The organism is Rhodanobacter aciditrophus, assembly GCF_042679525.1.
GTDB lineage: Bacteria > Pseudomonadota > Gammaproteobacteria > Pseudomonadales > Marinomonadaceae > Marinomonas > Marinomonas aciditrophus.
The window spans coordinates 265,687-289,824 of record NZ_JBHTMN010000014.1 but is presented as its reverse complement, the minus strand read 5'-3'; the positions used below and the strand labels follow the sequence as shown (position 1 = coordinate 289,824).

General features: G+C 46.6%; 26 protein-coding genes. 19 read left to right on the top strand and 7 right to left on the bottom strand.

The window, feature by feature from the left end:
* The first annotated feature begins 9 nt into the window (after positions 1 to 9).
* From fliS to ACFQ45_RS13590, 3 genes are read left to right on the top strand one after another with little or no spacing between them, the layout of a single operon-like run.
* Entirely contained in the window at positions 10 to 423 is a 414-nt protein-coding gene (fliS, locus tag ACFQ45_RS13600; protein ID WP_377368594.1) for a flagellar export chaperone FliS, read from the top strand.
* Positions 416 to 736, top strand: coding sequence for a hypothetical protein (locus ACFQ45_RS13595; RefSeq protein ID WP_377368592.1), 321 nt, complete (start codon positions 416 to 418; stop codon positions 734 to 736). Before fliS ends, ACFQ45_RS13595 begins: the two co-directional genes overlap by 8 nt.
* Positions 736 to 2,847, top strand: a complete 2,112-nt coding sequence (locus ACFQ45_RS13590; protein ID WP_377368590.1) for a motility associated factor glycosyltransferase family protein — start codon at positions 736 to 738, stop codon at positions 2,845 to 2,847. The genes ACFQ45_RS13595 and ACFQ45_RS13590 overlap by 1 nt, the downstream gene beginning before the upstream one ends.
* A gap of 11 nt (positions 2,848 to 2,858) precedes the next feature.
* Here ACFQ45_RS13590 and pseI read toward each other — a convergent pair whose 3' ends face one another.
* Genes pseI through pseB form a run of 5 tightly spaced genes read right to left on the bottom strand, consistent with a single transcriptional unit; the run spans position 2,859 to position 8,267 of the window.
* On the bottom strand, positions 2,859 to 3,920 hold the full coding sequence (pseI, locus tag ACFQ45_RS13585) for a pseudaminic acid synthase (RefSeq protein WP_377368588.1): 1,062 nt from the start codon (positions 3,918 to 3,920) through the stop codon (positions 2,859 to 2,861).
* Positions 3,917 to 5,419 (bottom strand): UDP-2,4-diacetamido-2,4,6-trideoxy-beta-L-altropyranose hydrolase, encoded by a 1,503-nt coding sequence (pseG, locus tag ACFQ45_RS13580; protein ID WP_377368586.1) that lies wholly within the window; start codon positions 5,417 to 5,419, stop codon positions 3,917 to 3,919. The genes pseI and pseG overlap by 4 nt, the downstream gene beginning before the upstream one ends.
* The gene (gene pseF / locus ACFQ45_RS13575; RefSeq protein ID WP_377368584.1) at positions 5,397 to 6,107 is read right to left on the bottom strand and encodes a pseudaminic acid cytidylyltransferase; all 711 of its coding nucleotides are present in this window, start codon (positions 6,105 to 6,107) and stop codon (positions 5,397 to 5,399) included. The genes pseG and pseF overlap by 23 nt, the downstream gene beginning before the upstream one ends.
* A complete protein-coding gene (pseC, locus tag ACFQ45_RS13570; protein WP_377368582.1) occupies positions 6,104 to 7,282 on the bottom strand; it encodes a UDP-4-amino-4,6-dideoxy-N-acetyl-beta-L-altrosamine transaminase in 1,179 nt (392 codons plus the stop codon). The genes pseF and pseC overlap by 4 nt, the downstream gene beginning before the upstream one ends.
* On the bottom strand, positions 7,275 to 8,267 hold the full coding sequence (pseB, locus tag ACFQ45_RS13565) for a UDP-N-acetylglucosamine 4,6-dehydratase (inverting) (protein WP_377368580.1): 993 nt from the start codon (positions 8,265 to 8,267) through the stop codon (positions 7,275 to 7,277). Before pseB ends, pseC begins: the two co-directional genes overlap by 8 nt.
* A gap of 232 nt (positions 8,268 to 8,499) precedes the next feature.
* Here pseB and ACFQ45_RS13560 point away from each other — a divergent pair, with 232 nt between their 5' ends.
* The 5 genes from ACFQ45_RS13560 to ACFQ45_RS13540 are packed head-to-tail and all read left to right on the top strand — an operon-like array spanning position 8,500 to position 12,395.
* Positions 8,500 to 9,084, top strand: a complete 585-nt coding sequence (locus tag ACFQ45_RS13560; RefSeq protein ID WP_377368578.1) for a hypothetical protein — start codon at positions 8,500 to 8,502, stop codon at positions 9,082 to 9,084.
* Positions 9,084 to 10,022: a ketoacyl-ACP synthase III gene (locus ACFQ45_RS13555; RefSeq protein ID WP_377368577.1), complete on the top strand. Its 939-nt coding sequence runs from the start codon at positions 9,084 to 9,086 to the stop codon at positions 10,020 to 10,022. Before ACFQ45_RS13560 ends, ACFQ45_RS13555 begins: the two co-directional genes overlap by 1 nt.
* Positions 10,023 to 10,067: 45 nt before the next feature.
* On the top strand, positions 10,068 to 10,298 hold the full coding sequence (locus tag ACFQ45_RS13550; RefSeq protein ID WP_377368576.1) for an acyl carrier protein: 231 nt from the start codon (positions 10,068 to 10,070) through the stop codon (positions 10,296 to 10,298).
* Positions 10,299 to 10,308: 10 nt separating this feature from the next.
* The gene (locus ACFQ45_RS13545) at positions 10,309 to 11,103 is read left to right on the top strand and encodes an AAC(3) family N-acetyltransferase (RefSeq protein ID WP_377368575.1); all 795 of its coding nucleotides are present in this window, start codon (positions 10,309 to 10,311) and stop codon (positions 11,101 to 11,103) included.
* Positions 11,100 to 12,395, top strand: coding sequence for a DUF4910 domain-containing protein (locus tag ACFQ45_RS13540; RefSeq protein WP_377368573.1), 1,296 nt, complete (start codon positions 11,100 to 11,102; stop codon positions 12,393 to 12,395). The genes ACFQ45_RS13545 and ACFQ45_RS13540 overlap by 4 nt, the downstream gene beginning before the upstream one ends.
* Here ACFQ45_RS13540 and ACFQ45_RS13535 read toward each other — a convergent pair.
* Entirely contained in the window at positions 12,392 to 12,961 is a 570-nt protein-coding gene (locus ACFQ45_RS13535) for a DNA-3-methyladenine glycosylase I (protein ID WP_377368571.1), read from the bottom strand. The genes ACFQ45_RS13540 and ACFQ45_RS13535 overlap by 4 nt on opposite strands.
* Before the next feature lie 172 nt (positions 12,962 to 13,133).
* Between ACFQ45_RS13535 and ACFQ45_RS13530 the strand changes: the two genes are divergently transcribed.
* The 6 genes from ACFQ45_RS13530 to ACFQ45_RS13505 all read left to right on the top strand — a co-directional run bounded on the left by ACFQ45_RS13530 (position 13,134) and on the right by ACFQ45_RS13505 (position 18,501).
* A complete protein-coding gene (locus ACFQ45_RS13530) occupies positions 13,134 to 13,757 on the top strand; it encodes an NUDIX domain-containing protein (RefSeq protein WP_377368569.1) in 624 nt (207 codons plus the stop codon).
* Between the two features lie 3 nt (positions 13,758 to 13,760).
* Positions 13,761 to 14,714, top strand: a complete 954-nt coding sequence (locus ACFQ45_RS13525; protein ID WP_377368567.1) for an acetyltransferase — start codon at positions 13,761 to 13,763, stop codon at positions 14,712 to 14,714.
* A gap of 26 nt (positions 14,715 to 14,740) precedes the next feature.
* A complete protein-coding gene (locus ACFQ45_RS13520) occupies positions 14,741 to 15,193 on the top strand; it encodes a DUF1249 domain-containing protein (RefSeq protein WP_377368565.1) in 453 nt (150 codons plus the stop codon).
* Between the two features lie 26 nt (positions 15,194 to 15,219).
* Positions 15,220 to 15,804, top strand: a complete 585-nt coding sequence (locus tag ACFQ45_RS13515; RefSeq protein WP_377368563.1) for a YqiA/YcfP family alpha/beta fold hydrolase — start codon at positions 15,220 to 15,222, stop codon at positions 15,802 to 15,804.
* Between the two features lie 110 nt (positions 15,805 to 15,914).
* The gene (parE, locus tag ACFQ45_RS13510; protein WP_377368561.1) at positions 15,915 to 17,813 is read left to right on the top strand and encodes a DNA topoisomerase IV subunit B; all 1,899 of its coding nucleotides are present in this window, start codon (positions 15,915 to 15,917) and stop codon (positions 17,811 to 17,813) included.
* An 82-nt stretch (positions 17,814 to 17,895) separates the two neighbouring features.
* The gene (locus ACFQ45_RS13505) at positions 17,896 to 18,501 is read left to right on the top strand and encodes a UPF0149 family protein (protein ID WP_377368559.1); all 606 of its coding nucleotides are present in this window, start codon (positions 17,896 to 17,898) and stop codon (positions 18,499 to 18,501) included.
* Between the two features lie 75 nt (positions 18,502 to 18,576).
* On the opposite strand, the gene ACFQ45_RS13500 is transcribed toward ACFQ45_RS13505, so the two are convergent.
* Complete coding sequence (locus ACFQ45_RS13500; RefSeq protein WP_377368557.1) at positions 18,577 to 19,773, bottom strand: amino acid aminotransferase; 1,197 nt, start codon at positions 19,771 to 19,773, stop codon at positions 18,577 to 18,579.
* A gap of 166 nt (positions 19,774 to 19,939) precedes the next feature.
* On the opposite strand from ACFQ45_RS13500, the gene ACFQ45_RS13495 reads away from it, so the two are divergent.
* The 5 genes from ACFQ45_RS13495 (at position 19,940) to ACFQ45_RS13475 (ending at position 24,138) form a co-directional block, all read left to right on the top strand.
* A complete protein-coding gene (locus ACFQ45_RS13495) occupies positions 19,940 to 21,118 on the top strand; it encodes a methyltransferase (RefSeq protein ID WP_377368555.1) in 1,179 nt (392 codons plus the stop codon).
* 118 nt (positions 21,119 to 21,236) lie between these two features.
* On the top strand, positions 21,237 to 21,632 hold the full coding sequence (gene hutX, locus ACFQ45_RS13490; RefSeq protein WP_377368553.1) for a heme utilization cystosolic carrier protein HutX: 396 nt from the start codon (positions 21,237 to 21,239) through the stop codon (positions 21,630 to 21,632).
* Positions 21,625 to 22,152, top strand: coding sequence for a HugZ family pyridoxamine 5'-phosphate oxidase (locus ACFQ45_RS13485; RefSeq protein ID WP_377368551.1), 528 nt, complete (start codon positions 21,625 to 21,627; stop codon positions 22,150 to 22,152). The genes hutX and ACFQ45_RS13485 overlap by 8 nt, the downstream gene beginning before the upstream one ends.
* A 29-nt stretch (positions 22,153 to 22,181) precedes the next feature.
* Positions 22,182 to 23,039, top strand: coding sequence for a heme/hemin ABC transporter substrate-binding protein (locus tag ACFQ45_RS13480; protein ID WP_377368549.1), 858 nt, complete (start codon positions 22,182 to 22,184; stop codon positions 23,037 to 23,039).
* A gap of 22 nt (positions 23,040 to 23,061) precedes the next feature.
* Positions 23,062 to 24,138, top strand: a complete 1,077-nt coding sequence (locus ACFQ45_RS13475) for a FecCD family ABC transporter permease (protein ID WP_377368547.1) — start codon at positions 23,062 to 23,064, stop codon at positions 24,136 to 24,138.

Below are 24,138 nucleotides of genomic sequence, written 5' to 3'. Positions count from 1 at the left end.
GAGGTTGATATGTACGCGAATAAAGGCATTCAGGCCTACAAAAAAGACTCACTTAAGTCTGATCTGGCGTCAGCAGACCCCCATCGAATTATTCAGTTGTTAATGCAAGGGGCTTTAGAGCGTTTGGCTCTTGGCAAAGGGCATATTGAGCGTCGAGATATGGCTGCCAAAGCGGCTACTCTTACGCGAGTGGTTGAAATTATTAACGCCCTGCGTGATGCGCTGGATCGTGATGCCAATCCTGAATTAGTTGATAATCTGGACTCATTGTATTCCTACATGATTGAACAGGTGAACGAGGCCAGTGCCCAACAAGACACCTCAAAGCTAGATTTAGTAATGAGACTTATGCTTGAGATTAAAGGGGCATGGGACCAGATTAGTGATGTAGCCAAGCAGGAAGCGGCACAAGCTCATGCCTAATGCCTTAAAAGATATTGAAAGCAGTGATATAGATGTGCTGGCTTTGGTGCCATATCTTGAAAAAGCGATTGCTGAAAAAGATATAGAGTCACTGCAAAAGATAGATCTTGGTCTACGGAAAATGATTCAATCGGGGGAGGTGTCACAACAAAAAGTGGCATCCCAAGCGGATGAATATCGCCATCTATATGAGCTAATTCGTCAGTCAGAAGCAGTTGTTAAATCCGAAAGAGCTGCTTTAAAAAAAGAACAATCTCATTTAATGAAAAAGAGAAAAGGCTCAAAAGGCTATTCAGAAATAGGGAAGCTGTAATGCAGGAAGATACCCTTGGCTTTAAAGTTGATGAAACTATTATCGAGAGACTGAAGCAGGGCAAGGAAAGGCTGGTTGATAATGATGATATATTTTCGGCCCAGTACAGCAAAAATATGGAAGTATTAAAGCATTACTTCCCTGATATTCACAAAGAAATGTTGGCCTACGAACCTAGCAATAAAAATATATTTTTAGAGCGAGACGGTGCTTTAAATCTTTATTTTCCAGATACAGGTTACACTCTTTTTTCGGAAGAACCCTTCACTCAAATCGACCAGAAATATCGACTTTTTCGAGAAAAACCAGCACGAACTGTTATAAATGTTGAGGCAAATCGAAAAAAACAATCTCGCCACGAATACTATCTTAGCCTTGTTCAAGAAAAGAAGATTGAAAAGAAAAAAGATTTAGCTTCCTATTCTGGGTTGCCTGATTTTATTGGTGGAGTAATTCTTTTTGGCTTTGATTTTGGCTATCAGTTGATTCGTATTCTTGATGAACATCATGTGAATCACATCTACATTTACGAAGAGAATATTGATCTGTTTTATTATTCGCTTTTTGCTATTGATTGGCAGTGGGTAGTAACGGAGATGGAAGCGCGTGATAGTACATTGCATTTCTTTCTCGGACTAGATGAAAAGAGTTTTACCAATAAATATTTAAGTGATATTCGCTACAATGGAATGTACATGGCAGCCCATACCTTCCTGTATATGGGTTACAGTCGTGAGCACATTAAATCAGTGCTCGATGAGTTCCATGACCAGTACTCCCGCCAAGTAATGGGGTGGGGTTTTTTTGATGATGGTATTATTGGTATTGGGCAATACCTTTCCCGCCGCACCTCAACATTCTTAGCGGTAACACCGAATTATGGTACTAAACAGGGCTTTAATAAAAACCTTGATTTACCTGTTTTTATTTTGGGGAATGGGCCATCACTAGATAAGAATATTGAGTTTGTTAAGGAAAATGCTGATAACGCAATTATTATCTCTTGCGGAACAACTATTAATACCTTGCGTAAATACGGTATTAAGCCTGATTATCAAGTTGACGTTGAGCGTTTGAAGCATACTGCAGAGAAACTGGCTTATATCGATAAGGAGTTTTTGTCTGGCATTACAGCTTTAACCGTGAATGTTATGCACCCCGACTTTTACGAATACTTCGATAAATGCTTAATAGGTTTGAAGCCTAGTGAGCCGATCTCATCGATTATGGCTCTAAGTAAAATTGTATCTGATGCAAACAGAAGTCGACTGATGACCATGAATTATTCGGCTCCTATTGTGGCGAATTTGGCAATGTCTTATGCCACGCTAATGGGCTTTTCTGATGTGTATTTGATTGGCGTGGATTGCGGTTTTAAAAACCCAGATGAGCATCATTCTAAGGCAAGTGGTTACTTCAAAGACGATGGTACTAGTACTGGTTTGTTGGAATATAAGCGGAATCTAGTTAAGCGGGAAGCCAATTTCGGTGGTGTGGCGTATACAACCGGTATGATGGACACATCAAGAATTCAGTTGGGTTTATCAATCTTACGCGCAAAAGAAAATAACAAGATGTTCCATTGTTACAATCTTTCTGATGGTATTAAGATTGAGGGGGCGTTGCCTTTAGCCGTAGATGATGCACTCATTATGCAATCTGGAGTTGAACAAAAAGAGGCGGTGAAGGCATATGTTTGGAAGCATTGTTCGGCAGAAGATTACGATGCAAATGTGGCAGCTGATGAAGGCTTAGCTGGAATCGAAGAGTCTTTTAGGGCCTTTTGCGATGACTCCCTCGGCTTTTTTGAGCAAGATATAAAAGATAAAAAAGATTTGTTGAGAGTGTTTGCTCAGTTCAATGCAAATATGATGAAGCAATATTATCTACAGACGCCTTATCATGCTGAGCTAATGTTTGGTTCTTTCATTTATTTTGCGAATGAGGTTCTAGATTTACTGCTGGGCTCTCCTGACGATTGTTTAGACACTGTGAGTGAAATGATAGAGCTGTTTAAAGAGCTCATTCAGGAAATGCCAGACATGCTAGCAAGTGCTCAAGACTATGTTGATAAAGGACGTGGACGTCTAGACGGGAAATTTAATGGTTAAAAATAAAGCGCCTATGGCGCTTTATTTTTTATGAACTCCCAAGAAATTGGCGTGCCACGCTCTATGTCTGAAGTCGCAATGGTGTCCAATACATCTGGTAGGTGTTTGGGAGCTAAGCCGTAACCGGGGCGAATGCTTCGAACATTATCTTCTGTCAGAGGTTCTCCTTGGCGAATGTCTTTCACCGCATACAGGGAACGACGAAACTGCACATTGCCTTTTTCTGCTTCCGTTAAGGTGTAATTTACTTTTCCTAGGGCCTGCCAGGCCATTTTGGTATCTCTGCAAAGAGCGCTTAACTCCTCTGGCTCCAATGAGAACGAATCATCAGGACCACCCCCTTGTCGATCAAGGGTAAAGTGTTTTTCAACAATCGCTGCACCCATGGCGATAGAAGTGATAGCGGTGATGTTTTCAATGGTGTGGTCTGAAAGGCCGACAACACACTCAAACCGCTCTGTCATATCAGCAACAGTGCGCAAATTATACTGATCTGCAGGGGTTGGATAGCCACTGACACAATGTAGGATCGCCAATTCGGTACAGCCTGCTTCTTTGGCAGCCTCGATCGCCTCTTGGATTTCATCTTGATTCGCCATGCCAGTTGAAATGATCAGTGGCTTTTTAGTGCGGGCGGCAGTTCGTATTAAGGGGAGGTCGATGGCTTCGAAAGAAGCAATCTTATAGGCAGGGGCATCGAGGGACTCCAGCAGTTCAATAGCAGTGGCGTCGAACGGAGAGCTAAAAATCGTTAGACCGAGCGATTTGGCTTTCTCAAATAAAGCTTTATGCCATTCCCATGGTGTGTAGGCTTGTTGATATAAGCTATAAAGCGTATTGCCATCCCATAGGCCACCGCGAATTTGAAAGTCTTCTTTATCACAATCTAGTGTAATCGTATCAGCCGTATACGTTTGTAATTTAACCGCATCAGCACCGGCTTCCTTGGCTATTTCCAGCAGTTTCAAAGCGTTTTCAAGCTTGCCGTTATGGTTGGCTGACACTTCCGCAATAATATACGGTGGGTAATCTGGGCCAATTCTTCGACCATCGATAGAGATAAATTTTGTCATAACTGGGCTCCGTTTATCGGTGGGCGCACATAGTGTTCGGAATCTATTTTGCCATAACCTGCCTTGGTGAATAAGGCATGGGAGGCCAGGTTGTCTAACAGCACCGTAGCATGAATGTGAATATGAGGATGGATAAGGTCCATTAAAGCGAGGCCTTTGGATGCGACACCTTTTCGGTAGTGATCAGGTGACACATAGATAGACACTAGATAGTGAAATGGGTGTAAGCGATCCAGTCTGACAGCGCCTAAGGCTTCATGGCTGTCTTTGATAAGGTAGAAGTAAGCATCCGCTTGAGCCAACTTACGTTGGAACCAAGCCTCATGGGTTGACCAGTCTGGTATATCAGGGGTTAAAGCATGCTGACGTGTCTTTGGATGACATTGCCATTGATAAATACGCTGGGCGTCTTGTGGTTGTGCGAGTGCTAAGTGATAACTATCCATACCTTGGGAAACGGCTTCTAATTGGTTTATTTCGGCGGCTACTCGATAGCCACCGAGTCCATCACAGATTGCCATCCCTCTTTTATGAAACCCCTGCCAATCGTTGACTAGTTGCATGACTGCTTCTGGTAACTTATGAATGTCTTCCTCTTTGAGCATCAAAGCAATATTGTGGCGACAAAGTTGTTCGCAGACATTCAATTGGTTTTCTGCAATAGGGATAATAATACTTGGAAGCCCCAAGCAGGCGCGCTCCCAACTTGTGGTTCCTGGCGCTCCTATTGCCATGTCATGGGACAGCATGAGGGCATCCATCTGATCAGAGAATGGGATATGCGTTACATTTGCTAAGCTGTCAGCTAGGCTCTTGATCTCATGATAATGAGGAGCATAAGGCGGTAAGAGCACAGTGATCTCTAGATCTAGACTACTAACTAATGAGTTCAACGCAGAACCTGTCATATTGTGCTGATCAACACCGCCAAAAGACATGAGAACTCGTATTGGGTGGTTGGAAAGGGCACGTTCATATGCATGCTCACGGGCGTTAGCAAAGGCTTGGCTGAGCAAAGCATATTGACTGCCACAAAGTACAACACCTTGAGCATCATATTCAGACTGGGAACGTCCAAGTGTCTGGTCGAGTATGATGTCTGCTGAATGGCGGCGTTTCAGGTCGTCAATAGCAAGGACGGGGACTGATAGTTGTTGCTGGATTTGTCGCTCCCAGTCTTGATCAAGAGCGTAGTGATCTACAACCACGAGTTCGATATCTTTTGCCTGATCACAAAACGCCGCAGCGTCTTCTGATTGGGTTCGAGTTAACCAACTGCCATATCCAGTGAGTAGGTTTTCTTTTGACACAGGTGTGTCTATCCCCCGTGTTGTAAACCCTCGTTCATGGATACGTGTGATTAAGTTTCCTGGTAGGGTTTGGCAATAGAATATCACCAAATGACCTTGGCTCTTAAGTATCTCGGCGAGAGCGAGGCAGCGCATTATGTGGCCACTGCCGATGTCCAGAGAGGCGTCAGCTCGTATGGCGATTTGCATGGGGGATCACATAGTGCTGGTACAAGGACTCGGCGAACAGCCAGTTTTCTAACGTATCAATATCCTGTACACGAGTTTGGGGTAATGCAACTATGGAGGCGTCGCCGTTGAAGATCGGTGTTTTATTGGTAAATGCGCTGACTTTACCCCAATAAAATTGGCCTGCATCGTGATAAGTTTTTGGAAGGTCTTGAGATCGAGTTTGCTCGAATTCCGGCATTACCATAGAGACCTTTTCGGATTGCAAAGTAATGGCTCTTTGAACAGGAAAAGCGTATTCCACTGCGCTAAACACATAGTTTAAAGCGTTAGAGCCGTTAAGTTTTTCCAGTCCTTGACGTAAGTCCTCGGCCAGTATTAATGGGGCAGTGGGGTAAATGCAACAGACGTTCTTTATGTCTGGTTGATTTGCTAAGAGCCAATTGGTCGCATGCGCCATCACATCAAGTGTGGTAGCAAAATCATCCGATAATTCTGCAGGGCGTTTAAACGGCACCTCTGCCCCAAATTCACGTGCAACGGCCGCGATTTCGTCGTCATCGGTAGAAACAATAATGCGGTCAAAGCAACCAGATGCCATGGCGGTTTCAATGGAATAAGCAATAATAGGCTTGCCATGAAAAAGCTTAATGTTTTTTCGCGGGATCCGCTTAGATCCTCCCCGTGCAGGAATAATCGCTACGTTCATGCAACAAACGCTCTATCAATGGCTTCTCTCAGAGCATTTGCAACGTAAACTTGCTCCTCATAGGTCAAATCTGGGTAGAGAGGCAAGCTTAAGCAACGCTGGTAGTATTCCTCTGATTGAGGGAAGTCTCCCCATGCGAACCCTTTTTCTTGGTAAAACGGCTGTGTGTGAACTGGAATATAGTGCACTTGAGTGCCTATTTGTTGTTCCCTTAAATACTGAAAAATCAACGCACGCTGGGGTTCTAACGCTTCAAAGAGCACAATCGGAAATAGGTGCCAACTGGAAAAGGCGTAATCTGCTTCGCTCGGTAGTTGGATTGGTAATCCTTGTAGCAGCTTGTAGTAGTTTTGTACCCGTTCACGGCGCTTTTCAATAAATTGGTTTAGGCGTTTTAATTGCGAAATACCTAAGGCTGCTTGCAGCTCTGTCATGCGGTAATTGAAGCCTAAATCCTGCTGCTCATAATACCAATCGCCGGGGGATCGGGTCTGAAATTCCCGTTTGTTTTTGGTCACACCTTGATGAACCAATAACCGCATAGCATCCGCTAACGGTTCTTTATTGGTGACGGCCATGCCGCCTTCTGCGGTGGTCATAACTTTAACTGGGTGGAAGCTGAAGACACAAATATCCGAGTACCGGCTGCCCACAGGCTGGCCTTTGAATTTGGCACCAATCGCGTGTGAGGCATCTTCAATAATATAAAAACCGTATTCTTTTGATAGCTCATGCAGAGCACGCATGTCACAAGGATGACCACCAAAATGCACTGGGATGACCACTTTAGGTAGGCGGTTTTGAAACTTGGCGAGTTCTAGCTTCTCTTTCAGTTGAATTGGACACAGGTTGTAGGTTTGAGGGTCAATATCCACAAAGTCCACTTGAGCATCGCAATATAAAGCACAATTGGCACTGGCAATGAAGGTATTGGGTGTGGTCCAAACTAAGTCACCTGGGCCAACGCCTAAGGCTAAACAGGCCACATGTAACGCTGATGTGGCACTGTTTGCAGCAATGGCATATTTACATTGGCTGAGTTCGGCAACCGAATTTTCAAATTCTGGTACTAATGGCCCCTGGGTTAAATAGTCCGACGTTAGAGCTTCACAGACGGCTTCAACGTCTGCAGCTGAGATGGATTGTCGGCCATAGGGGATAAATGCCTTACTCATTTTCGAACGCTTGAATATTTTCGACGGTTAAAAAATCAGGGTTGCTACCAGATTGGTATTCAAAGCCTGGCGCTACCAATTCACCTTTTTCGCCAATGGCATTGTTATCAAAGCTAAGCTCCCCGTGGAAAAACTTGATACTGGGAGCGATCACAAAGTGATCATGGAACTCATAAGTATGATAGGAGTCGTCTACAGGGCACATAACTTCATGCATTTTTTCCCCCGGACGAATGCCAATGTCTTCAATAGGAATATCTGGGGCGTAGGCTTGAGCTAAATCCTTAATTCGAACCGATGGGATTTTAGGGATGAAAATCTCGCCGCCACGCATACGCTCAAAGTTCTTCAGTACAAAATTGACGCCCATTTGCAGGGTGATCCAAAAACGAGTCATTTCTGGGTGTGTTACTGGGATGCTTTTCGCACCTTCTGCGACTTTCTTTTTAAATAATGGGACAACTGACCCGCGAGACCCCACTACATTGCCGTAGCGCACGACAGCAAAGCGAGTAGAGCCTTTGCCAACCGTGTTATTGGCAGCGACAAACAGCTTGTCTGAGGCGAGCTTGGTGGCGCCATATAGATTGATAGGGGCTGCTGCTTTATCCGTAGAAAGCGCAATGACTTTTTTGACATTGTTGGCAATGGCGGCTGCAATGACATTTTCAGCACCATGGATATTGGTTTTGATACATTCCATTGGATTGTATTCCGCCGCTGGCACTTGTTTTAATGCTGCTGCGTGGATTACAAAGTCCACATCTCGCATCGCTTGAGTGAGGCGGTCTTTATCGCGCACATCACCAATAAAGTAACGCATGCAGGGAGCATCGAATTCCTGTTGCATCTCGTACTGCTTGAGTTCGTCTCGGGAGTAAATGATCAATCGAGCAGGGCGGTAGTTTGCTAAGAGGGTTTCGACGTATTTTTTGCCGAATGAGCCTGTGCCGCCTGTAATTAAAATGCTTGCGTTATTGAACATGAGTCACTCTACCAATTGGATATAAAACTAATGATAACTTCTGTTATCGGCCGGGTACGAAATCTCTAAAGCACGATTTTGTCAATTTGCCTTATCTTCAAGTAATCAAAGGTGTGCGATATCTGCTATTGTAAAGCTAAATAAAACAATGTTTTATAAGTCGTAGCAAATTTTATTTTGGTACAGTCTGCGGCTTTTTTCCAACTATTGGCGCGTAGCATTGAGGAGCCCAATGTTTCAGTTTAAAGGAAACCGTCAGTATCTACATGGCACGGACTTTTATCGTTTTTCTCAGCAGTTAATGGCTCAGGCCTGTTCAGATTTCTCCCATATTTGCAGTCTTTCTTTTAGAAGCTTCGCAACACACCAATGCTCACTCAGTTTAACCGCTCCTGATGAGGCGGCTATTTCTCCCTGTAAAGGGGAAGCCATGACCCAAGCTGGTGAGAAGGTTTCATTTTGGTGGGTACAAACGGATAAGCCGGTAACAGAGCGCTATGAGTTTAATGAGGAACGTGCTGTCCATGGGGCGCTAATAAATGATGCTAAAGAAAGCATTTCAACGGCCGTTCAATATGAATATAGCACCATAGAAATGGTGGTAGCCCTGACAAAGGCGCTGCATTATGACTTTGCACCAAAGGTCGAGGGGAAATGGGTGTTTGCGCAGTTAAATGCCACAACGGCTTTGCCCGACTCATATAGCAGCCTGCAAATTAGCCTTAAAAATTATATACCTAACCGTTTTTCAGTGAGTCGAGTGCTGATTGATGACGCGGAGATTGGCACGATTCGGTTTATCGTTGGAGGTCCTTAATGACGATTGGTATTAAAGCAATTGGCAGTTATGTGCCAACGACAGCCCTAGATAACCTTGCTTTGGCTGAGTCTTTTGGAGAATCGGAAGATTTTGTGAAAGGAAAGCTGGGGGCGTTACGACTACCACGAAAGGAGGCGGACCAAGAAACCTCAGATTTGTGTGTGGAGGCGGTGAAAGCACTGCAAGCAAATACGTCTGAATTCGATCTTGATCAGGTCGATGCGATTGTAGTGGTCACTCAAAATGGCGATGGTTGTGGTCTACCTCACACAGCCGCGGTGGTGCAGAAAAAATTAGGGCTACGAACCGATATTGTTGCGTTTGATGTGTCCTTAGGGTGTTCTGGCTATGTGTATGGCTTGTATATTTTGCAAGGAATGATGCAGGCTTCGGGTTTGAAAAACGGCCTACTGATCACTGCTGATCCTTACTCAAAAGTAATTGATACGACAGATCGAGTGACTTCTATGTTGTTTGGTGATGCGGCCACAGCCACTTGGTTAGGCAGTTCTCCTGTCTTAAATCTCGGGGCGGTAGCTTATGGAACAGATGGTGAGGGCGAAGAGTTTTTGAAAGTTCATGATGGCATCTTATCCATGAACGGCCGCCAGGTGTTTAATTTCGCTGCCACTAAAGTTGCACCACACATCAAACAGGTGATCGAAAAGCAACAGCTGACAGAAGAAGATATTGATGCCTTTGTTGTGCATCAGGGAAGTGCTGCGATCGTTGATGCTATTTCGCGCCGCTTTCAACATAAAGAACGTTTTATTAAAGATATTGAAGATACGGGGAACACGGTATCCTCATCCATACCTTTATTGCTTGAGCGCCACATTCTAGCGTCGGTTAATACCTACCAAAACCTCATCGTATGTGGCTTTGGCGTGGGCTTTTCTTGGGCGACGGCCGTGTTATCAAGCAATCACTCATAAATTTTAAATACTATTCTAAAACATGCCGATGGCGGAGGGGACACCATGGTTACTCTAGAAAAATTAGTAGAATTAATGGCTCAGGCAGATATCAGTGTGGCAAAAGACGATGTTGCCCCAGAGACCACTTTTTCTGAGTTGGGGTTAGACAGCTTGGATATCTTTAATTTTTTTGTGGAAATCGACAATGAGCTAGGCGTTGCTATTCCTGATGAAGATTTTGAGCAGCTGAATTCTTTCGCTACCTTGCTTGATTACGTCAACGCAAAAGCCTAAGAGTTATTGGATGGATTATTCAAGACAAGATCTGCTCGATGCTTATCGTCGAGCAGGAGTGTGCGAAGGAAAAGTTGTTTACGTCACAGGAAACTTTGGACGGCTAGGTCGCTATGAATCCAAAGACAAGGCAACACTCTTTCAGGATCACTTTGATGTGTTAATGGAGCTGCTGGGGGAGACAGGTACTTTAGTGGTGCCCACCCATAGTTTTAAATTGGTGAATACCGATGAGCCATTCGACCCACATTTAACTCCCAGTGAAACCGGGCCATTTTCTGATTTTATTCGTCAGCAAGATATGGCATGTCGCCAGTTCCATCCTTTTTCATCTTCTACCGCCATCGGTGCACAAGCGCAGGAAATCTGTGGAGGTAAGTCTCGTCATGTTTACGGTGCAGGCACTCCCTTTGATGCCATGGTTAAGAGGGATGCTTTATTCCTTGCTCTCGGTAAAGAAGCGCGTAACAGTGTCAGTCTTGTGCATCACGTGGAGCTCGCTGCTGCTGTGCCATATCGCTATGTGAAAGAGTTTATGAAGCCTGTTGTGCGCCAAGAGGCCGTGCAGGTTGAACCCTTTTATCTGCATGTTTTGTATCGCGATATGGAGGTAGAGCGAGATCGGAATGTGACCATTATGGCGTCTTTTGAGCAGCAGCATGAGTTGCATAAAGTCCCCTTGGGGCGTTCCTTTATAGAATCTTTTTCTATGTCTCAGTTCTACGATCATGTATTGCAGTTAATGATCGAAAACCCATTTATTTGGCTCCGTAAGGAACCTCAGACTAAGCCTTTTCAAAAATGATTAACGAGCAAGAAAAAAACGCCATCTCTGGGCAGATGTACAATTGGGTTAAAGACTTGTTCCCTGTTTGTCGAAGCCTAACCGGCCCTGGAGTGAGAGAGACCCTTTCTTACATACAAAAGGTTGTGCCTGAATTAGGTGTCAAAGCAGTTCCCAGTGGCAGTCTGGCTTTTGATTGGACGGTTCCTCCTGAATGGCACATCCGCGACGCTTGGGTAGAGCATGAAAGTGGCGAGCGGGTGATTGATTTTGCTGATCACAATTTACATGTGTTGGGCTATTCCACTGCCTTTGATGGTACGGTGTCTTTAGAAGAGTTACAGGAACACCTGTACTCGATACCTGAACAGCCAGATGCGATTCCGTATGTGACGTCATACTACAAGGAGCGCTGGGGCTTTTGTCTTACCCATGAGGCTCGTCAGCGCCTGAAGCCAGGTCATTATCATGTGCATGTGGACTCTGATCTTACCCCAGGCGTGTTGAACTATGGTGAGCTTGTGCTGCCAGGGGAAACAGAAGAAGAGATCTTGCTGACCACTTATGTGTGTCACCCATCTATGGCCAATAATGAGCTTTCTGGCCCTGCTGTGCTGATGGCGCTGATTCAGACCTTAAAGGATATGCCGTCGAGAAAGTACACTTACCGATTGCTATTTTTACCTGAAACCATTGGTTCAATTGTGTACTTGTCACAGCATCTAGAGCATTTACAGCAACATGTGAAAGCTGGCTTTGTGGTGACCTGTGTAGGGGATGATCTGGCTTATTCTTACTTGCCAAGCCGAAAAGGCGGGACCTTATCAGACCGTGCTGCGCAGCATGTTCTGCGTTTTATTGGCAGTGAGGTGACCCACTACACTTGGCTAGATCGCGGTAGTGATGAGCGTCAGTTTTGTGCTCCAGGGGTGGATTTGCCCATGTGTGCCATGATGCGATCCAAATATGGGGAATACCCAGAATATCATACATCGTTAGATAACTTAGATTTTATCTCAGAAGCAGGACTATACGGCGGTTATCTTGCTTTACGTCGAGCCATAGAGGCAATTGAACACAATCATTATCCGAAGGTAACTGTGCTCTGTGAGCCCCAGTTAGGTAAACGCGGTCTATACCCAACCATTTCCTCTAAAGGCCATGCGGACCATGTGCGTGCCATGATGAACTTTATCAGTTACTGCGATGGGGAAATGGATTTGATTGAGATCGCAGAGCGAATCAATGAGCCTATTTGGGAAATAATTCCGATCATGAAAACTTTAAATCGCGAAGGGCTGATCACCTACTAAAGGTGGTCAGCAGGCTTCGCCACACATCCCACTAGGTGATCTTCCACCATGCCTGTCGCCTGCATAAAGGCATAGCAAATGGTCGGGCCAAAGAATTTAAAACCTCGTTTTTTCATGTCTTTTGAAATCTTCTCCGCCAGCGGCGTGACTGCGGGCACATCAGCGAGGGTTTTAGGAGTATTCACTGTGACTTTGTGGTCGTTAAAGCCCCAGTAATAGTCTGAAAATGAGCCAAATTCTTCTGCGATGCGTAAAAAGGCTTGGGCGTTGGTGAGGGTGGCGGCGATCTTACCGCGATGGCGAATGATGCTTGGGTCGAGTACTAAACGCTCTATGTCGTCCTCGGACATGTTCGCTACCTTAATGGGATCAAAACCGTGAAAGGCTGCTCGGTAACCTTCTCGCTTACGCAATATGGTGCTCCAGCTGAGGCCTGCTTGGGCGCTTTCGAGGACGATGAATTCAAACAAGGTGTGATCATCTTTTACGGGAATACCCCATTCTTTGTCGTGGTATTCAATGTACTCAGGGAAGCCTAGGCACCAGTCACAACGCATGTCCGCCATGGTATGTTTCCTTAGTGAGTTTAAATAAATCTGACTCTATTACCTATTTGGCGCTGGAGCAAATCTGTTTAGGGATGCATCGATTCAAAGCGTGTTTTAGCGTTATCATAGCAAGCAAACACCTGTATCAGGGGGCGTATCCTGATCGCGAGTACGATAAGGAAGAGAATTCATGTTTAAACCGACTTACCAGCAAAGCGATGTCGATGTTCAAAAAGACGAAGTGGTCTATGACGGCTTTTTTAAAATGCATAAGCGCACCTTGCGTCATCGTAAGTTCAATGGGGAATGGTCCGATACCATGACCCGAGAAATGATGGTGCGCCCCGATGCGGTGTGCGTGCTGTTATTTGATCCAGTGAAAGACAAATTACTGCTAATAGAGCAATTTCGTCCCTGTTTGCCCGCTCACGAATCCCCATGGTTATTGGAGCTGGTGGCAGGCATGGTGGAAGAAGGGGAGTCTGATGAAGATGTGGCGCGCCGTGAATCCCTAGAAGAAGCCGGAGTGGAAGTGCTGCGCATGGAATACATGATGCGTTTTGTGCCATCTCCAGGTGGGTTAGTTGAGCACTTGCGTATGTACGCAGGGGAGTTTGAGTCTGACAAGGTGGACTTGACTGCCACCATGGGGTTGGACGAAGAGCACGAAGACATCAAGTTGCATCTTATCGCAGCGGATGAGGTTCAAGGTTTGTTGGATCAAGACATTGTTAATGCGAGTACTATCATGGGCTTACAGTGGTTTATGTTGAACAAACACAAGCTACTCACAGCTTGGACAGAGAGCAAGTAACCTATGTTAGTGAAGTGGCTTCCTTGGCCTTGGGCAAAACCGTTTATCGGCTTGTTGTCGCTGGTCTTTGTGAACAGCAATATTTTGGTCTGCGGCATTGCCATTCATGCCATTGGCTTATTTGGCTGGCTCACAGGAAAGTCCAGCGCATGGTCACGCCCTAAGGTAGATATCTGGTATCGAGGTTGGGTCAGAGCCTGTGAGTGGTGGTTTCATCGGATGCTGGGGGTCACTTGGCAGTTGGATGAAAGCTTTAAGCCGAAGGCCGACCAGTGGCACCTAATTATTGCTAACCATCAGACGTGGGTGGATGCCTTTGTGTTGTTGGCCCAAGTGCAAGGGCGCGTCCCCATGCCGCGGATATTTATGAAAGATACCCTAGGCTGGCTGCCTTTGGTGGGCTCAGCAACGAAAATCATGGGCTTTCCCCATGTAAAACGTTACAGCAAGGCCAAGCTAGCACGACATCCTGAGCTGATGGGTAAGGATCTGGCCACCACACAAAAATCCTGTGAGTCGCTAATGTCGAGCCCCAGTGCTGTGATGAGTTTTGTGGAAGGGACTCGCTTTACCCTCGCCAAACATAAGGCCCAACAGTCTCCCTATGAAAAGCTACTTCGACCTAAAGCCGGGGGCATTTTCATGGTACTGCAAGCCATGCCAGGTAAGTTTACCCGCATCACGGACGTCAACATTGTTTATGGCGATAAAGTGGTGTCCTACTGGGATTTATTGTGTGGGCGCGTTGGACCTGTGCAGGTTAGGGTGCGCCATGTTCCTTTACCAGTCCGGTTTCAAGGGGCGCTTTCTGAGCAAGATAAGTCTGAGTTTTTTGAGTGGTTTAATGGCTATTGGCAAGGGAAAGATGATTCCTTAGTGGCAGATGAGGCGGACTGTTCTATCCTTGAAATGAATCGAAATGCCCCCATTAATGGTGAAAATGGTTTACAAAGTTAACAAAACGACAGCGAATGAGATGATCCATGCAACACCCATATGTACCGAATTTAGCCCAGCTACAGCTACTAGGAGAGTTGAATTATCGACGTCTCGGTAAGCTTGTGCGTGGCTATGAAGAGGACGATGCATGGCACTTCACTATTCATACGGCGGGGCAACAAAGTCATCTCTCGTTAGAGCTAACGGAAGAAAGCCGCTTTACGGCACAACTAACCCTGACGTTTTCACCGCAGATCTCCGTTAAATTACCCTTCAACAGTGATTTGGTCATGACTGTGCGCCTGTACCATGACGTAGGCATTGCTGAAATCACCGATGGTCATCGTCATTACCAAGGGGCTTATCCGTACCCCAATGACGATATGCATCATCGAGATGAGAAGTTTCGTCTAAATCAACAATTGTCTGATTTGCTTGAGCTGTGCCTGAAGCATGGCCACCGCATGACGGATCTGCCAAATATCCAATTTGCCTGATTTGGCTTAATGGCACGGAGCCTGCTATGCCCTTTTTGATGTATGTGCACGGCTTTAATAGCTCTGAAAAATCCTACAAATCTCAGCAAGTAAAACAGCGTATGGAAGCCCTTGGCTTAGGAGAGCACTTTGCTTGCCCTCGTTTGCCCTGGCAGCCAGCGAAAGCGATTGCAGAGTTATCTGATTTTATTGAACAACGCCTAGCAGAGGAGCATGAAGTGGCCTTGGTGGGAAGCTCCCTAGGCGGTTTCTACGCCACTTACTTAGGGGAGCGCTTTCAGTTGCCTGTGGTGTTGGTAAACCCTGCGGTGGAAGCGCCAAAACTCCTACGCCACTATCTTGGCCCTCAGCATAATCCTTATACTGACGAGCATTATGTATTGGCCGAGCGCCACATGGGGGAGCTGGAGGCCATCGATATCGCAGCGCCAGAGACTTCGCGCACATGGCTTATGGTGCAGGAGCAAGATGAGGTGCTGGATTACCGTGCGGCGCTTCAACGTTACCCCACACCGGCAAAGTTGACCCACGAAGAAGGGGGCGACCACAGCTTTGTAAAATTTGATCGTTTTATAGACGAAATTTTGCGTTTTAGCGGATTTTCTGTTTGAAATCTCACCATTACCTGATACTAAGTTTGCTACAACGAAAACCTCTGTTATAGACTCGTTTCAAGCTAGATTTTATTGGCGGAACCCCGCCCCGAATTTTGGAAGTACCCATGTCTGCAAAAGAATATAACGCCGGATCGATAGAAGTTCTCAGCGGGCTAGAGCCTGTACAAAAACGCCCAGGGATGTACACGGAAACAACACGCCCTAACCACCTTGCCCAAGAAGTCATCGATAACTCCGTTGACGAAGCCTTAGCAGGTCATGCGGATCGCATTACGGTCACCCTGCACAAAGATAATTCCTTGAGTGTGGAAGATAACGGCCGTGGTATGCCAGTGGATATTCACCCGGAAGAAGGCGTCTCTGGGGTGGAGTTGATCCTGACTAAATTGCATGCGGGTGGTAAGTTCTCCGGCGACAACTACCAATTCTCAGGTGGTTTGCACGGGGTTGGGGTAAGTGTGGTAAACGCCTTATCCACGTCTCTTGAAGTCTGGGTAAAACGTGGTGGTGTGCAATATCACATTGGCTTTGCAGATGGCCATAAGGTGTCCGAACTCAAGGAAGTTGGGACGGTCGGCAAAAAGAACACAGGTACAATGGTTAAATTCTCTGCGGACCCTAAATACTTCGACAGTGGCAAGTTTTCCCTGTCCCGTTTGAAGCATTTATTAAAAGCGAAAGCCGTTTTGTGCTCGGGCCTGCATGTGGTCTTCATTGACCAAAGTGGTGCAGAAGAAGCCCGTGAAGAATGGTTCTTTGAAGATGGCCTTAAAGACTATCTTGCGAAAGCAAATGAAGGCTTTGAGTTGATTCCTGAAGAGCCTTTTATTGGTGGCTTAGCAGAGAAAACTCAAGGGGTTGATTGGGCCGTACAATGGCTACCTGAAGGTGGAGAGCTGATCACCGAAAGCTATGTTAACCTCATCCCTACCGCCCAAGGTGGTACCCATGTGAATGGCCTGCGTACTGGCTTGTTAGAAGGTATTCGTGAGTTTTGTGACTTTCACAGCTTACTTCCCCGTGGCATTAAGCTTACTGCGGAAGATGTGTGGGAGCGTTGTAGCTATGTCTTGTCGGCAAAACTACAAGAGCCACAATTCTCAGGGCAAACCAAAGAGCGCTTATCTTCTCGCCAGATTGTTGCTTTCATTTCCGCAACGGTTAAAGATGCCTTCAGTCTTTGGCTCAACAAGCACGTAGACGATGGTAAAAAGATTGCCGAGCTGGTGATTAACAGTGCGCAAAAACGTATGCGTGCCAGCAAAAAAGTCGTGCGTAAAAAGGTCACTCAAGGTCCAGCGCTGCCGGGCAAGCTTGCGGATTGTGCAGGGCAAGATTCCGCTCGAAGTGAGCTTTTCTTAGTGGAAGGGGACTCGGCTGGTGGCTCAGCCAAGCAAGCCCGAGATAAAGACTTCCAAGCCATCATGCCCTTGCGTGGCAAGATTTTGAACTCTTGGGAAGTGGATTCTGGCCAAGTTTTGGCGTCACAGGAGATCCATGATATTTCTGTGGCTCTAGGGGTGGACCCTGTGGAAGATGACTTGTCGGGCTTACGCTACGGCAAAGTATGTATTCTGGCGGATGCGGACTCCGATGGTCTGCACATCGCGACCTTGCTATGTGCCCTGTTTGTTCGTCACTTTCCTGCCTTGGTTCGCAGTGGTCACGTGTTTGTGGCGATGCCGCCTCTTTACCGTATCGACTTAGGGAAAGAAGTTCATTACGCCCTCGATGATGAAGAAAAAGACATCATCTTGCACAAGCTGGCAGCAGAGAATAAGCGTGGCACCCCCAATGTACAGCGTTTCAAAGGCTTGGGTGAGATGAACCCAGCACAACTGCGTGAAACCACCATGGCACCTGATACCCGTCGTTTGATTCAACTTACCATGGAAGATCCAACGGTCACCGGCGAAGTGCTAGATAAGCTTCTGTCTAAGAAGCGTGCCAGCGACCGCAAAGATTGGTTAGAAACCTATGGCAACCTAGCGGTTGTGGATTAATCACTCTCTTGTAATAGGTTTTCAGCAAACTGCTGGAAACCTATTACACTTAATACCTAAGCAGTTGAACTAGAGACCTCTTATGCAGAACGATGCCTTACCCATTGAGGCGATGTACGAACGGTTGGACTATCACCTTCAAAAGCATGCCACGGAGCGCTCAATCATCTCTGTCTCAGAGCTTGATGGTTTTGTCTCGGCTATAGGGTGCAGCAAAGATGTGCTGGCGCCCAGTGATTGGTTGCCCGCTATTTGGGGGGCGCCAGAAGACCAGCCTAAATGGCCGATATCCGATGAAGAAGATGAATTCTATGGCTTGGTGATGCTGTTACATTTAGAAGCGGTTGATGGGTTGATTAATGGCAATCTTAACCCTGTCTATTTGGAGCACGAAGACCCTAAAGGTCAGGTGACCATCATAGTAGAAGACTGGTGTGCTGGATTTATGCGTGGTGCTCGACTTACGGGATTGTCCCATACTGGATCACGTGAGTTTATCGACGAAGTCATGGCCAGTGTACGCCTGTTTGGTACCCCGGCGGGGTGGCAAAAACTGGACGCGATGAGTGATGCGGAAGTGCAATTTTGGCGCGAATCGTTAGAGCCATCCATCGTGCGTTTGGCTCAGCACAATCACCCAGAGATTCAGATTGATTCCAGTGGCGATAGTACGCCCATCTTGCATTGACCCTAGCACATAGACAAAAAACATAGACAAAAAAGGGCGCTCATTGAGCGCCCTTTTTGATGGAGCTGTATGGGATTAACCCACTACTTTGGCGATGGACTCACATAGGTAATCGATGTTTTGATCACTTACGCCGGCCACACTCATACGGCCCGTATCAGCGATGTAGATTGAGTAATCGGAACGAAGCTTGCGCACTTGCTCTAGGGTAAGGCCTGAGTAAGAGAACATGCCGCGCTGCTTTTCAATGAAGCTAAAGTCTTTGCTAACACCGGATGCAGCAAGCTTTTGTACCAGTTGACTACGCAGTCCATTGATACGGTTACGCATTTGCGTTACTTCAGACTCCCACAGAGCATGTAACTCAGGGTTGTTCATAATGGTGTGAACCACTGCGGCACCGTGAGCAGGTGGCATGGAGTAGTTTGCGCGGATCGCTTGGCCAATGATGGAGAATGCGTTTTTCGCTTCTTCGCTTGTTTCTGCAATCACACTCAAACCACCGCAACGGTCACGGTAGATACCGAAGTTTTTCGAGAAAGAGTTGGCAATCAACATACTTGGAGTGCGCTCCGCCATGTAACGTAGGCCCGCCATGTCTTCGTTTAGACCATCGCCAAAACCTTGGTAAGCAGCATCAATCAAAGGCAACACTTTGCGCTGATTAACAAAGTCTGTCAGGGTGTGCCAGTGCTCTAGTTGTAGATCAACACCAGTGGGGTTGTGGCAGCAAGCGTGCAGCAACAATACATCGCCTTCTTTCATTTCTGCTTCTAGGAAGGTCATCATATCGTCGAAGCGAACGTCATTGGTTGCTGGGTCGTAGTACGGGTATTCAATGACTTCAACGCCTGCGGAGTTGAAGATAGAGGTATGGTTACCCCAAGTTGGATCACTGACAAATAAACGCGCGCCCGCTAGGTTTGCACTGATGAAGTCTGCTGCGACTTTAAGTGCGCCTGTACCGCCAGGAGTTTGTGTCGACTGAATGCGACCTTGTTTGATGACTTCGCTGTCTGCGCCAAGCAACAATGTCTGGATCAGTGGGGCAAAATCTGCCGCACCATAGACACCTAAGTAAGCTTTGGTTTCCTCATTAGCCACCATAATAGCTTCTGCTTTTTTAACAGATTCTAAAATAGGGGTGCGCCCTTGATCATCTTTATAAACGCCTACGCCCAAGTCGACTTTCTTTGGGTTTGGGTCTTGTTGATGGGCAACGATTAGGGCTAATAGCGGGTCACCAGGAACGGCTTTTAGGTGTTTGAACATGTCGGGATCTTTCCTTACTTATTTAGGCAAAGTATAACGATGCTTGATGAGATTAAACGCTCACATATTCTGCGCTTTTGACGATAAAATACAATTCGAAAAAGTGATGATATATGCAAACATTGAATAAACTGTCCAAAAAAATGAACACCTTTCACAGGCTGCCATGACCGCTACACTTAACGATCTATTTGAGACATTGGATAATTGGCTTGCAGAGTTTAAACCTTTGTGGGACATCGAAAGTTTTGCCGAGCTAGATTGGCCATGGCGGGCCCACTGTCCAGAGCTTTGCGAGTGGTTAACCCAGCAGCCGAACGTGCCCACCCCTGAAGCCGTGCAAAACGCTTTAGAAGAGTTCTGGCCAGAATTCAGAGCTGAGCCTAATTGTGATTGGTTATTTTCAACTGACGCTCAGGCACTTCCCTCGCCGCCTAGCTATTTCAGCCAGGGCATCAAAGGCCGAAAATGGGATCAGATTACGGCCTTTAGTCGAATGGCTCACCCCATCAGTCCGGCGGTGGAGTGGTGCGCAGGCAAAGGCCATTTGGGTAAGGTATTGGCCTATCAGCATCAGGTGCAAGTCCACAGCTTGGAATGGCAACAAAATCTTTGTGATACGGGACAGAAACAAGCTGAAGACTTATCCATCGATCAAACCTTCACCTGTACCGATGTACTGAAAGGAGAGGGGGCTCAGCCCTTATCGAAGGCTAACAGTGCTGTGGCGCTCCACGCCTGTGGCGATTTGCACCGGGTATTAATCGAACAGGCCATCGAGGCTGGTTTGCAATCCATTCAGCTGTCGCCTTGTTGTTATCATCTAACAAAAGAAACACTGTATACGCCGCTTTCTAAGCAAGGTCAAAACGCTAACGTTCAGCTTAGTCGCAATAACCTCAAACTGGCCGTGAAGGAAGTTGCTACGGCAGGCGCACGGGAGCAGCTCCTGAAACAAAAAGAGCTCACCTACCGCCTTGGTTTTGATGGGTGGCAGCGCAAAGCTCGAGGTGTAGACCATTATTTAAATGTGCCGTCTTGCGCTAAATCCTTATTAAATGAAGGCTTTGAAGCCTTCTGTGACTGGGCTATGACGCAAAAGCAACTCACTCATCTAAAGGGAAAATTATCAACGGCCGGCTTTGAGCAAGTGGGCAATGAGCGAGCCAAGCAGGTGGCCAAGATAGAAGCCATCACTCAGTATTTTCGCCGCCCTTTAGAACTCTGGCTCGTGCTAGATCGAGGGTTACAACTTGAAGAGGCCGGTTATCAGGTTCGTATCAGTGAATTTTGTGAGGCATCACTAACCCCTCGAAATTTGATGATCTCGGCTTTGCGCCCATAAAGATCCACAAGGTATTTATCGCTTGTTAATAAAAGTGATAATGATTTCTATTTACATTGTTTCTTGAAGTTTGTATTCTGCTTAGGGTTTTTACCTGAGTCAGGAGTCGAACAAAACAATGGACGCTAACACAAGCTCCCACCCATATTTGCCAGCGGATCAAGCTGAGTCTCTTTTATCTGACATTGCCACCTGGGGGAATACCACGACCATTATCATTCATGGGGGAAGTGTCTTTGAATTTAAGGGCGATTTTCCAGAAGGTAAAAACGCTCAGGGTTATTACAACCTGAAAGGTAAAACAGGCTTTGAGGGACACCTTAAGCTAGATACCTTGGATCGTATTGAACTCATCACCAAACTTCACCGAGGACGCCTCTCTCACGCATTTTCTTTCATTAAGGACGATGAGGCGGTGTTTAAAATATTTTTAGGTCGAGATGCGGACGGTAATTTGATCGAGCCTCAGGTTGCTCGATTTCACCAGCTTGAAGAGACTGCTAAAAATGACTGATGCAACAACAGTATCCAACTTAACTCAATCCACCGAAGACAAAATTCGTATTGAAATAGAGCGATTTATCTCAAGCCGTAAAAGTTTGATGTTATCCACTATCAATGAAAATAATCTTCCTTTTGCGTCCTATGCGCCCTTTGGCATAGGCAAAGACTGCTATTACATCCTTATCAGCGACATTGCGTTGCATGCTAAAAACTTGCGACACATGCCCAAGGCTTCAGCTCTGATTATTGAAGATGAAGATACAGCAGGTGAGCTGTTTGCACGAATGCGTGTGAATTATCAGATGGATGCGGAGTTGCTAGAAGTGAACTCCGAGGCTTGGAACCAAGGTTTGGCCTCTCTTGTGTCCCGTCATGGGGAGCGAGCGCAGAACTTAAGCCAGCTTTCAGACTTTAAAATGTTTCGTTTAACACCCACCAGTGGACGTTATGTAAAGGGCTTTGGCCGTGCTTACGCTATTACAGGTAATTCAACCATTTCGCATCTTCGTGAAGGGCACAAGCCTCGCTGATTTTAAGCTCTCCCTAACAGGTAAATGTAATGATAAACACATGTCATATGGTTTTTCGATGGATTCTCGCCTTTGGCTTCACTACGTTAGTTTCTGGAGCATGGGCTCAGGAGCGTCTCGTTTCCATCGGCGGCGCAGTCACCGAAATAGTGTATGCCCTAGACCAGCAGCACTTATTAGTGGGGCGTGATACCACTTCCACTTGGCCAAAAGAGGCGAATGCATTGCCTGACATTGGTTATGCTCGAGCTTTGTCCCCTGAGGGGGTGCTCTCCGTTGCGCCGACCCTGATTATTGCAGAGCAAAACACTGGGCCCCAAGAAACCATAGAAGTGTTAAAAGCCGCCAATATCCCCTATATCACCATTAAAGATGGTTACACCCGAGAGGGGATAGTCGGCAAGATTAGAGCGGTTGCAAAGGCTCTTAATGTACCTCAGCGTGGGGAGGAGCTTGCCCAGAAGGTAAATCAGCAACTGCTGAACGCGGAGCAAGCCGTCAGCCAAGTGACTGAGAAACAGAAGGTTCTCTTTATTCTTTCAACCCGTAGCGGGAAAATCATGGCCGCAGGGGCTGATACGGCTGCAAACGGTATTATTGGGCTGGCGGGCGGGGAGAATGTCTTCAGTGAGTTCACTGGCTACAAGCAGGTGAGCGACGAAGCGGTTACCCAAGCGAACCCGGATATTATTCTGATGATGGGGGCTCAAGCGGGGCGCGGTAATCATGACGCAGACAATGATGCGCTTTTTGCTATGCCTGCTCTACAAACAACGAACGCAGCTTTGAACCAGCGCGTGGTTCGAATGGATGCTTTGTTGCTGCTTGGTTTTGGTCCCCGCAGTGGGAGTGCCATCACTGAGCTACATGCTGCTATGTATCCTTAGTTGTTAGGTAAATGGATTTACCATGATTGCTATTTTGACTTCATTTTTTCCCGTCGAGAGCACCGGAGATAGAACTAAGCGGGCTAAGGCCCTGATTCTACTTTTGATCATTGCGCTTTTTTTTGTGGCTCTTGCGAGCTTAACGACGGGTGCCACCCAAACGCCATTGTATACCGCCCTGAAAACCTTGATGACGGGTCATGAGATTGGCCTTAGAGAACACATTATCTTGTTTGATATACGTGCTCCAAGAACGCTAATGGGGATGCTGGTGGGAGCCGCGTTAGCTGTGTCTGGTGCCGTGATGCAAGGGCTGTTTCGTAATCCGTTAGCCGATCCTGGGCTGATTGGTGTGAGTGCTGGTGCTGGCTTGGGCGCGATTTCAGCAATTGTCATTGGTGGCCTCTTACCCGGATATTTGCTCAGCAGTCTGGGTTATTATTTAGTCCCTGTGGCGGCCTTTTTAGGGGGCTGGATCAGCACGATTTTGCTGTATAAAGTGGCGACTCGTCAGGGTAGAACGTCGGTGGCCGTTATGTTGTTGGCCGGTATCGCCTTAGGTGCATTAACGGGTGCCTTGTCTGGGCTACTGGTCTATCAAGCGGATGATAGCCAACTTCGGGATTTGACCTTCTGGGGGCTTGGCTCTATTGCGGGAGCTACCTGGGATAAGGTGGCCATGACGGCTCCATTAATATTGCTGTCTTTAATGGTGACACCCTTTTTAGCGCGGGGACTCAATGGACTGGCCCTAGGCGAGGCCACGGCTATGCATTTGGGTATTCCGGTGCAAAGGCTAAAAAGCATCGCCATCTTAACCGTGGCAGGTGCGGTTGGGGCGGCTGTAGCGGCCTCCGGTGGTATTGGTTTTGTGGGGATCGTCGTTCCGCACTTGTTACGCTTGTTGATCGGTCCTGATCATAAATACCTAATACCGGCTTCGGCCTTGCTGGGGGCTATTTTATTACTGGTTGCCGATATGATCAGTCGAACCATCATTGCCCCAGCAGAACTGCCTATTGGGATTGTCATGGCCGTCATCGGTGGGCCATTTTTCCTTTATATTCTGCTCCGCAATCGCAACATTCTGGATTTGTAA

Coding starts and splice junctions, on each gene's coding strand:
- ACFQ45_RS13535 (WP_377368571.1), bottom strand. CDS start 12,961: ATGGCGGACATGCGTTGTGACTGGTGCCTAGGCTTCCCTGAGTACATT.
- ACFQ45_RS13590 (WP_377368590.1), top strand. CDS start 736: ATGCAGGAAGATACCCTTGGCTTTAAAGTTGATGAAACTATTATCGAG.
- ACFQ45_RS13515 (WP_377368563.1), top strand. CDS start 15,220: ATGCCCTTTTTGATGTATGTGCACGGCTTTAATAGCTCTGAAAAATCC.
- ACFQ45_RS13495 (WP_377368555.1), top strand. CDS start 19,940: ATGACCGCTACACTTAACGATCTATTTGAGACATTGGATAATTGGCTT.
- ACFQ45_RS13560 (WP_377368578.1), top strand. CDS start 8,500: ATGTTTCAGTTTAAAGGAAACCGTCAGTATCTACATGGCACGGACTTT.
- pseI (WP_377368588.1), bottom strand. CDS start 3,920: ATGACAAAATTTATCTCTATCGATGGTCGAAGAATTGGCCCAGATTAC.
- ACFQ45_RS13550 (WP_377368576.1), top strand. CDS start 10,068: ATGGTTACTCTAGAAAAATTAGTAGAATTAATGGCTCAGGCAGATATC.
- ACFQ45_RS13520 (WP_377368565.1), top strand. CDS start 14,741: ATGCAACACCCATATGTACCGAATTTAGCCCAGCTACAGCTACTAGGA.
- ACFQ45_RS13545 (WP_377368575.1), top strand. CDS start 10,309: ATGGATTATTCAAGACAAGATCTGCTCGATGCTTATCGTCGAGCAGGA.
- ACFQ45_RS13485 (WP_377368551.1), top strand. CDS start 21,625: ATGACTGATGCAACAACAGTATCCAACTTAACTCAATCCACCGAAGAC.
- hutX (WP_377368553.1), top strand. CDS start 21,237: ATGGACGCTAACACAAGCTCCCACCCATATTTGCCAGCGGATCAAGCT.
- ACFQ45_RS13595 (WP_377368592.1), top strand. CDS start 416: ATGCCTAATGCCTTAAAAGATATTGAAAGCAGTGATATAGATGTGCTG.
- pseC (WP_377368582.1), bottom strand. CDS start 7,282: ATGAGTAAGGCATTTATCCCCTATGGCCGACAATCCATCTCAGCTGCA.
- ACFQ45_RS13505 (WP_377368559.1), top strand. CDS start 17,896: ATGCAGAACGATGCCTTACCCATTGAGGCGATGTACGAACGGTTGGAC.
- ACFQ45_RS13555 (WP_377368577.1), top strand. CDS start 9,084: ATGACGATTGGTATTAAAGCAATTGGCAGTTATGTGCCAACGACAGCC.
- ACFQ45_RS13525 (WP_377368567.1), top strand. CDS start 13,761: ATGTTAGTGAAGTGGCTTCCTTGGCCTTGGGCAAAACCGTTTATCGGC.
- ACFQ45_RS13530 (WP_377368569.1), top strand. CDS start 13,134: ATGTTTAAACCGACTTACCAGCAAAGCGATGTCGATGTTCAAAAAGAC.
- ACFQ45_RS13480 (WP_377368549.1), top strand. CDS start 22,182: ATGATAAACACATGTCATATGGTTTTTCGATGGATTCTCGCCTTTGGC.
- fliS (WP_377368594.1), top strand. CDS start 10: ATGTACGCGAATAAAGGCATTCAGGCCTACAAAAAAGACTCACTTAAG.
- ACFQ45_RS13540 (WP_377368573.1), top strand. CDS start 11,100: ATGATTAACGAGCAAGAAAAAAACGCCATCTCTGGGCAGATGTACAAT.
- pseG (WP_377368586.1), bottom strand. CDS start 5,419: ATGCAAATCGCCATACGAGCTGACGCCTCTCTGGACATCGGCAGTGGC.
- pseF (WP_377368584.1), bottom strand. CDS start 6,107: ATGAACGTAGCGATTATTCCTGCACGGGGAGGATCTAAGCGGATCCCG.
- parE (WP_377368561.1), top strand. CDS start 15,915: ATGTCTGCAAAAGAATATAACGCCGGATCGATAGAAGTTCTCAGCGGG.
- ACFQ45_RS13475 (WP_377368547.1), top strand. CDS start 23,062: ATGATTGCTATTTTGACTTCATTTTTTCCCGTCGAGAGCACCGGAGAT.
- pseB (WP_377368580.1), bottom strand. CDS start 8,267: ATGTTCAATAACGCAAGCATTTTAATTACAGGCGGCACAGGCTCATTC.
- ACFQ45_RS13500 (WP_377368557.1), bottom strand. CDS start 19,773: ATGTTCAAACACCTAAAAGCCGTTCCTGGTGACCCGCTATTAGCCCTA.